Here is an 8,361-nt window from a genome sequence, read left to right on the forward strand (position 1 = left end):
GACGACGAGGTTCCGCGGCAGACAACGAGGGAGTTGGTCGACATGCCGTTCCGACGCAGGACCGGGTCGCGGTGGAGTGCCGCGCTGATTACGGCGGGAGTGGCGATCGGGCTCGCCGCGCTCCCCGCCGTCGCGGCCGATGCCGCGACGAAGACCTGGAGCGGCCTCACCCCGCCCCTCGCCACCGACTGGACGAGCTCGGTCGGGCCCGACAACGCGCTGCCCGACTACCCCCGTCCGCAGCTGGCGCGACCGAACGCCGCCGCGCCGACGTGGACGAACCTCAACGGCCTGTGGCAGTACCAGCCCGCGGACGGCCACAGCGCGATCGCGTTCGGCAAGGACCTGAGCTCGAAGATCCTCGTGCCGTATCCCGCCGAGTCGGTGCTCTCCGGGGTGCAGCAGCACTCCGACTACATGCTCTACCGCCGGACCGTCGACGTGCCGGCCGGGTACCGCACCGGCGGGCAGCACGTGCTGCTGAACTTCGGCGCCGTGAACTACGACGCGACCGTCTACGTCAACGGCACGCAGGTCGCCCGCCACCTCGGCGGCTACGACGCGTTCAGCGCGGACATCACGAGCGCGCTGAAGAAGTCCGGATCGCAGGAGGTCGTCGTCGCGGTGCACTCGCCCGTCGACGGGGCGAACATCCCGGTCGGCAAGCAGCGGCTCGATCCGAGCGGCATCTTCTACACGGCCTACTCCGGCATCTGGCAGACGGTCTGGATGGAGCCGGTACCGGCCGCGAGCATCGCGTCGTTCACCGCGACGCCGGATGTCGACACCGCGTCCTTCGAGATCAGCGCCGGCTACCGGGGCGACACCGCGGGCGGCACGCTGAAGGTCGACGTGTTCGACGGCGCGACGAAGGTCGCCGCCGGCTCGGCCGCCGCGGGGGCGCCGCTCAGCATCACGGTGCCGAATGCGCACCTCTGGTCGCCGGCCGACCCGCACCTCTACACGTTCAAGGCCAAGCTCAGCGGGCAGTCGGGCAAGGCCGACACCGCCGAGAGCTACGCGGGACTCCGCGAGATCGGCGTCGAGAACGTCGGGGGCAAGCAGCGGATCACGCTGAACCACCAGGCGACGTTCCTGCTGGGCACGCTCGACCAGGGCTACTGGCCGGACGGCATCTCCACGGCGCCGACCGACGCGGCGCTGAAGTTCGACATCCAGAAGACGAAGGACCTCGGCTTCAACACCATCCGCAAGCACATCAAGGTCGAGCCGGCGCGCTGGTACTACTGGGCCGACAAGCTCGGGCTCATGGTCTGGCAGGACTCCCCAGCCCTGCCGACGGGCCGCAACGCCGCACTCACCACGGCCGAGAAGACGAACTTCAAGGCCGAGACGACGCGGATGGTCGACCAGCTGAAGAACTCGACGTCGATCATCGGCTGGATCCCGTTCAACGAGGGCTGGGGCCAGTGGTCGGTCGACGCGGCGAACGAGCTCGCGACCCAGGTGAAGACCCAGGATCCGACCCGGCTCGTCAACGCCCGCAGCGGCGCGAACTGCTGCGACACCCCCGGCGACCCGGGCGGCGGCGACATCATCGACTGGCACATGTACCAGGGACCGGCGCTGCCGGCTCCGGATGCCACCCGCGCGTCGATCGACGGCGAGCACGGCGGCCTCACCCTGCCGATCGCGAACCACACCTGGCCCGGCGCCCCGATCAACCCGTACGGGTCGGTCGCGGACAAGAAGGCGCTCAACGACGGCTACGTCGCGAACACCGCGGTGCTCCGCGACCAGGGCGCCCCCTACGGGCTCTCGGGCTCGATCTACACCCAGATCACCGACGTCGAGGGCGAGCAGAACGGCCTCTTCACCTACGACCGCAAGGTCGAGAAGGTGAACGAGGCCCGCGTCAAGGCGATCAACACCGCCGTGATCAGCGCGGGGCAGAAGGCGCCGCCGACGCCCCCGGCCGGCACGCCGGGACTCGCCGGCATCGGGGCCTGGAACCTCGACGAGGGCTCGGGCACGACCGCGGCGGACTCGGTCGGCGGGCATCCGCTCACCGTGTCCGGCGGTCCGCAGTGGGTGGAGGGCGTGAGCGGCACGGCGCTGCAGCTCGACGGCTCGACCCAGTACGCGGCGAGCACGGGCACCATGCTGACCACGACCGACCGCAACTACTCCGTCGCGGCGCGGGTGCGGTTCGATCAGGTCGGCGACGGATTCCAGACCGTCGTCAGCGAGGACGGCGACGCCGCCAGCGCGTTCTTCCTGCAGTACTCGGGAGCGGACAAGCGGCTCGCGTTCTCGTGGGTCAACGCCCGCGCGCTGGCGAAGGACCTGACGGTCGAGCCCGGACGCTGGTACTCGCTCGTCGGGGTGCGCGACATCACGACGTCGTCGCTGACGATCTACGTCGACGGCGTCGCTGCCGGTTCGATCTCGGTGCTCGGCAACGGCGAGAAGGCCACGGGCCCGCTGCAGCTGGGACGCGGCCGGTTCGACTCGAAGCCGGTCGACTACCTCGACGGGGCGGTCGACACGGTGAAGGTGTTCGACCGGGCGCTCAGCGCGAGCGAGGTGGCGGCGCTGTACACGTCGGGCGGGTAGGACTCCATCGGGCTCCTGAGCCTGTCGAAGGACCCTTCGACAGGCTCGGGGATCCGGGACGCTCGGATTCAGGGATCCGGGACGCTCAGTAGAACTCGCGGATGTTCACCCGGTTCAGCAGCTCCTCGCCGTCGAGCAGCCGGCGGGCGTTCTCGGCGAAGAGTTCGACGATCCGGCGCGGCTCGTGGCTGCTGATCGCCGCGGTGTGCGGAGCGATCACGACGTTCGGGAAGTCCCAGAGCGGGCTGTCGGAGGGCAGCGGCTCGACGGCGGTGACGTCGAGGGCGGCCGAGCCCACGCGTCCGTCGCGCAGCGCCGCGATGAGCGCCGGCTCGTCGACCGTCGATCCCCGCCCGACGTTGACCACGGCGATGCCGGGCCGGGCCTGGGCGAGCACCTCGGCCGACAGCATCCCCCGCGTCTGCTCCGTATCGGGCAGCGCGAGCACCACGGCGTCGCTCTCGGCGAGCACGGCGCCGAGGCGCTCCACCGGCTCGATGCGGCTGACGCCCGGGGCGTCGACCTCGTGGCGGTGCACGCCGATGACGGTCATGCCGAGGCCGGACAGCAGCGCGGCCGTGCGGCGCCCGATGCCGCCGAGCCCGACGACGGCGACGGTCGTCTCGGTGATCGAGCCCATGGTCTGCCGGCTCGCCCACTCATGGCGGATCTGCGCGATGCGGAGGCGCCCGAGCTGCTTGATGCCGGCGAGCACGCCGAACAGCGCGAACTCCGACAGCGGCTGCGCGTGCACCCCGGCGGAGGTCGTGAACAGCACCCGCTCGAGATCGTCCTGCGGCAGCCGCGCCGAGCGGACCTGCGCGCCGCCGCCCGCCGGGATCGTGTGCACCCAGCGGAGACCGGGATTCGCCGCGATCGTGCGAGCGAGGGCCGTGCCGGACTGGTCGGGCACGCCGAGCAGCGCCTCCGCACCCTGCACGTAGGCGGCGTACTCCGCCTGCAGCTCGTCGGGGCGGGTCCAGCCCGCCATCCAGTCGTCGGAGGCCGGCGCCATCAGCTCCGGCCGGAAGTCGATGTCGAGCCGCGGCTCGCGCTCCCGCAGCAGGTCGATCAGCTCCGCGCGGAACGGGGTGGCGACGGCGACGCGCAGGCGGTCCGCGCCGGGGGCGCCGGTCACGCCAGCACCCGTCGAGGTCGGGTCGGCGGTGGTCATCCGAGCTCCATCCGGGTCACGATCGTGCTCACCACGGCGTCCTCTCTCGGGTCGGCGTCGATGCGGACGCCCGGTTCGTCATCCTGCAGGGGCTCGAGCGTCGCGAGCTGCGAGTCGAGCAGAGTCGGCGACATGAACTCGTGATGGCGCTGGGCGAGCCGGCGCTGCAGCTCGGGGCGCGACACCACGAGCTCGGCGAAGCGGACGCCGGGGATGCCCGCCTCGAGCCGGTCGCGGTAGACCCGGCGCAGCGCCGAGCACGCGACCACGCACGGCCCTGCCTCGCGCGCGACCTCGGCGACCCGGTCGAGCCAGGGCCAGCGGTCCTCGTCGACGAGCGGATGCCCGGCCGCCATCTTCGCCTTGTTCTCCGCAGGGTGCAGGTCGTCGGCGTCGATGTACGCGACGCCGATCCGCGCGGCGAGGGCCGACGCGATGGCGGATTTGCCGGCGCCGGACACGCCCATGATGACGATCGGACCAGCCTGGGACATGGCTCCCACGCTACCGGGCGAGCCGATCCGCTCCGCCGTGTTGCCACTAGCCTGGACCCGTGACGGACACGAACGACAAGGCCAACATCGGAGTCGTGGGTCTGGCGGTGATGGGCTCGAATCTGGCCCGCAACCTCGCCAGCCGCGAGGGCAACACGGTGGCGGTGTTCAACCGCACGTGGGAGAAGACCGAGACGCTCGTCTCCGAGCATCCCGAGGCCGGCTTCCACGCCGCGAAGACCTACGAGGAGTTCGCGGCCTCGCTGACGGCCCCGCGCACCGCGATCATCATGGTGCAGGCCGGCAAGGGCACCGACGCCGTCATCGACGAGCTGACGAAGGTCTTCGAGCCCGGCGACATCATCGTCGACGGCGGCAACGCGAAGTTCACCGACACCATCGCCCGCGAGGCGCGCGTGAAGGAGACCGGCATCCACTTCGTCGGCACCGGCATCTCCGGCGGCGAGGAGGGCGCGCTCAACGGCCCGTCGATCATGCCCGGCGGCTCGGACGAGTCGTGGGAGACCCTCGGCCCGATCTTCCGCTCCATCGCGGCCAAGGCCGACGACGGCGAGCCCTGCGTCACCCACATCGGCCACGACGGCGCCGGTCACTTCGTCAAGATGATCCACAACGGCATCGAGTACGTCGACATGCAGCTCATCGCCGAGGCCTACGACCTCATCCGCCGCGGCACCGGCAAGAGCCCGTCCGAGATCGCCGACATCTTCACCGAGTGGAACGCCGGCGAGCTCGAGAGCTACCTCATCGAGATCACCGCCGAGGTGCTGCGCCAGACGGATGCCGAGACCGGCAAGCCCCTCGTCGACGTCATCCTCGACCAGGCCGGCGCCAAGGGCACCGGCGCCTGGACCGTGCAGACCGCGCTCGACCTCGGCATCCCGGTGTCCGGCATCGCGGAGGCCACCTTCGCCCGCTCGCTGTCGTCGAAGCCGGCGCAGCGCGCCGCCGCGTCCGACCTGCCCGGCCCGGCCGAGTCGTGGACCGTCGACGACCCGGACGCGTTCATCGCCGACGTGCGGCAGGCGCTCTACGCGTCGAAGATCATCGCCTACTCGCAGGGCTTCGACGAGATCATCGCCGGCGCCGCCGAGTACGGCTGGGCGATCGACAAGGGCGAGGTCGCGAAGATCTGGCGGGCCGGCTGCATCATCCGCGCGCGCTTCCTCAACCGCATCACCGAGGCCTACGCCGACCAGCCCGACCTCGTCGCGCTCGTGCTCGCGCCGTTCTTCACCGAGGCGGTCTCGAACGCGCAGGAGGCCTGGCGCCGCGTCGTCATCACGGCGACGCAGGCCGGCATCCCCTCGCCGGCGTTCTCGTCGTCGCTCGCGTACTACGACGGACTGCGCGCCGACCGCCTGCCGGCCGCGCTCATCCAGGGTCAGCGCGACTTCTTCGGCGCGCACACCTACAAGCGGGTCGACAAGGACGGCGTGTTCCACACGCTGTGGTCGGGTGACCGCAGCGAGATCCAGGAGAGCTGAGCCTCTCGACTCCGCCGGCTGAGGAGGCGCGCCAGCGCCGTCTCGAAGCCTCGTGCCTGCACGCGTGAGCCTTCGAGAGGCGTCGCAGACGGCGCTCCTCAGCCAGCGGTGTGGTTCAGCCCCGCCGGGCGACGAGCGGCGTCAGCCGCTCCAGCTGCTCGGGCTTCGCCAGGGCCGAGCCGAGCGACACCACCCGCGCGCCCGCGTCGAGGAACGCCGCCGCGTTCTCGACCGTGATGCCGCCGGTGACGACGAACACCGCGTCGGGGAACGGGCCGTGCATCGCGGGAATCCACTCCGGCGCGAGCTGCGCGGCCGGGAACGCCTTGTACCAGCCGAGCCCGAGCCGCCGCGCGGCCTGCAGCTCGGTCGGCGATGCGACGCCCGGCAGGGTGGGCAGCCCTGCGTCGAGCGAGGCGCGGACGACGTCCGGATCGAAGCCCGGGCTCACGGTGTAGGCGGCCCCGGCCTCCTTCGCCACCGCGACCTGCTCCACGTCGATCACGGTGCCCGCACCGACCGTGAGGCCCCGCTCGCGCGCCTCGGCGGCGACCGCGCGGAGCGCCTCGACATCCGCAGCGGTCTGGATCGGCAGCTCGACGCTCGTGACGCCGGCGTCCCAGGCGATGCGGCTCACCTCGAGGCTGCGCTCGGTGCCGAAGCCGCGCAGGATCGCCATCACCTGGGTGGTGGCGAACGCCTCCTCGAACCAGTCGTCGGAGAAGCTCATCGTGGTCGCCTTTCGGTCGCGGTGCGGCTCGGTCGCGTGGTCAGTAGTCGCCGGTGGTCTGCAGCACGCGCGCGGCCGCGTCGTGGCCGCCGCCGAGCGCGAGCTCGGGCTCGTGCCCGGCCAGCTCCCCGGCGAGGTAGCCGGCCGCGAACGCGTCCCCGGCGCCGACCGGCTCGACCACGTCGACGCGGTGCGCGGGCACGAAGTGCTCGTGCGGGCCGTCGAAGCGGTGCGCGCCGACGGCGCCGTCCTTGACCACGAGTCGCGGAGCATCCAGCAGGGCGCGGATGCCGGACGCGGTCGCCTCGCCCCAGAGCACCTCCGCCTCGTCGCGGCCGACGAACACGGTCGTGGCGCGGCGGGCGAGGGCGAGCAGCCGGACGGCCGCGGCCTCGGGGCTCGGCCAGAGCGCGGGGCGGTAGTTCACGTCGAAGCTGACGGGCGCGCCGAGCGCGCGACGCCGGTCGATCACCGCGTCGAGGAGCGCGTCGCAGCTCTCCGACAGCGCGGCCGTGATGCCGCTGAGGTGCACGAGCGTCGCCGAGTCGAGCGGCAGGGCCTCGGCGTAGTCCGGCCCGAGCCGCGACGCCGCCGAACCGCGCCGGTAGTAGAGCACCCGCGTGCCCTCCGGCGACGGGTCCTTGAAGTAGACGCCGGTCGGCGCATCCGGATCGACGCGCACCAGTCCGGTGTCCACGCCGCGCTCGGCGAGGGCGGCGAGCAGCCGGCGCCCGAGGGCGTCGTCGCCGACCGCGCTCGCCCAGGCGGCCGGATGCCCCAGCCGCACGAGGTGACTCGCGACGTTCGACTCGGCGCCGCCGATCTCGAGGCGGAAGTCCTGCGCCGCCTGCAGCGGCAGCGGGGTCGCGGGCGTGACGAGCACCATCGTCTCGCCCAGGGTCAGCACCGGTCCCATCCCGTCCATCCTGGCACGGAGCGGGAGCGGGCTCGGCGAGCGGGCCGTCGGATCAGTGGGCGGGCCAGGCGGGGGCGTCGGAGCCGAGCGGGCCCGCGGGGAGGCTCCAGGCGAGCTCGAGGCCGTCGGCGGTGAACGGCGGATCGGCCCGGTCGACGTCGCCCCAGCCGGTGGCGACGCGCCGGCGGGCGACCTCGGGCGCCGCCGCCAGGGGCGCTCGTGCGAGGCGGGCGGCGTCGACGTCCGACCGGGTCCGCTCGAGCAGCGCCGCCATCCGCGCCAGCGAGGTGCGTCGCCGCGAGCCCGTGCCCGAGCGCCGCCGATCCGCGAGCCCGGCGAGGGCTCCGGCCGCGAGCAGGTAGCCGGTCGCGAGGTCGAGCGCCTGCACGGGCAGGGCGACCGGACGCTCGGCGCCGGCCGCCCGCATCCCGGTGTCCGCGATCCCGGTCGACAGCTGCACGAGGCTGTCGAAGCCGCGTCGCGTCGACCACGGACCGGTCCAGCCGTAGGCGTCGAGGGCGACGTCGACGAGCCCGGGACGGACCGACTGCCGCTCGGCGGGCCCGAGCCCGAGGCGGTCGAGCACATCGGCACGGTAGCCGTGCACCAGCACATCCGCGTCGGCCAGCAGCGCGCGCAGTGCGCGCATCCCCTCGTCGGCGCGCAGGTCGAGGCGGGCGCGGCGCTTGCCCCAGGTGACCAGGGGCAGCACGCCCGGCTCGTCCCAGTCCGGCGGATCGATGCGGAGCACGTCGGCGCCGAGCCCGGCGAGCAGCTGGGTCGCGGTCGGCCCGGCGAGCACGCGCGTCAGGTCGAGCACCCGGACGCCGGCGAGCGGACGCCCGGGACGCGGCGACCAGCCGGTGCGGCCGTCGTCGGCGCCCGACCGCTCGAGCGCGACGAGCGGCTCGGCCGCCACGGCGACGCCCTGCGGATGCCGCGCCCACGCCGCGGCCGTGCGG

Annotated in this window: 7 protein-coding genes; 2 read left to right on the top strand and 5 right to left on the bottom strand. The window is 73.0% G+C overall.

Annotated features, from left to right (window positions below; genetic code table 11):
- Positions 1-99: 99 nt before the first annotated feature.
- Positions 100-2,577 (top strand): LamG-like jellyroll fold domain-containing protein, encoded by a 2,478-nt coding sequence (locus AC1RSJ_RS11170; RefSeq protein ID WP_493118454.1) that lies wholly within the window; start codon positions 100-102, stop codon positions 2,575-2,577.
- 85 nt (positions 2,578-2,662) lie between these two features.
- Here the strand turns inward: AC1RSJ_RS11170 and AC1RSJ_RS11175 are convergent, their stop codons facing one another.
- Together AC1RSJ_RS11175 and AC1RSJ_RS11180 are read right to left on the bottom strand one after the other, a co-directional pair.
- The gene (locus AC1RSJ_RS11175) at positions 2,663-3,751 is read right to left on the bottom strand and encodes a D-2-hydroxyacid dehydrogenase (RefSeq protein ID WP_493118455.1); all 1,089 of its coding nucleotides are present in this window, start codon (positions 3,749-3,751) and stop codon (positions 2,663-2,665) included.
- On the bottom strand, positions 3,748-4,245 hold the full coding sequence (locus AC1RSJ_RS11180) for a gluconokinase (protein ID WP_493118456.1): 498 nt from the start codon (positions 4,243-4,245) through the stop codon (positions 3,748-3,750). The genes AC1RSJ_RS11175 and AC1RSJ_RS11180 overlap by 4 nt, the downstream gene beginning before the upstream one ends.
- Before the next feature lie 59 nt (positions 4,246-4,304).
- On the opposite strand from AC1RSJ_RS11180, the gene gnd reads away from it, so the two are divergent.
- Positions 4,305-5,753, top strand: a complete 1,449-nt coding sequence (gnd, locus tag AC1RSJ_RS11185) for an NADP-dependent phosphogluconate dehydrogenase (RefSeq protein WP_493118457.1) — start codon at positions 4,305-4,307, stop codon at positions 5,751-5,753.
- Between the two features lie 115 nt (positions 5,754-5,868).
- On the opposite strand, the gene AC1RSJ_RS11190 is transcribed toward gnd, so the two are convergent.
- The 3 genes from AC1RSJ_RS11190 to AC1RSJ_RS11200 form a co-directional block, all read right to left on the bottom strand.
- A complete protein-coding gene (locus AC1RSJ_RS11190; protein WP_493118458.1) occupies positions 5,869-6,483 on the bottom strand; it encodes a bifunctional 4-hydroxy-2-oxoglutarate aldolase/2-dehydro-3-deoxy-phosphogluconate aldolase in 615 nt (204 codons plus the stop codon).
- Between the two features lie 40 nt (positions 6,484-6,523).
- Positions 6,524-7,399, bottom strand: coding sequence for a sugar kinase (locus tag AC1RSJ_RS11195; RefSeq protein WP_493118459.1), 876 nt, complete (start codon positions 7,397-7,399; stop codon positions 6,524-6,526).
- A gap of 52 nt (positions 7,400-7,451) precedes the next feature.
- Positions 7,452-8,361 (bottom strand): CoA transferase (locus AC1RSJ_RS11200; RefSeq protein ID WP_493118460.1); only part of this gene is annotated, 910 nt, incomplete at its 5' end.

The organism is Schumannella sp. GW821-FHT10F01 (assembly GCF_058809295.1).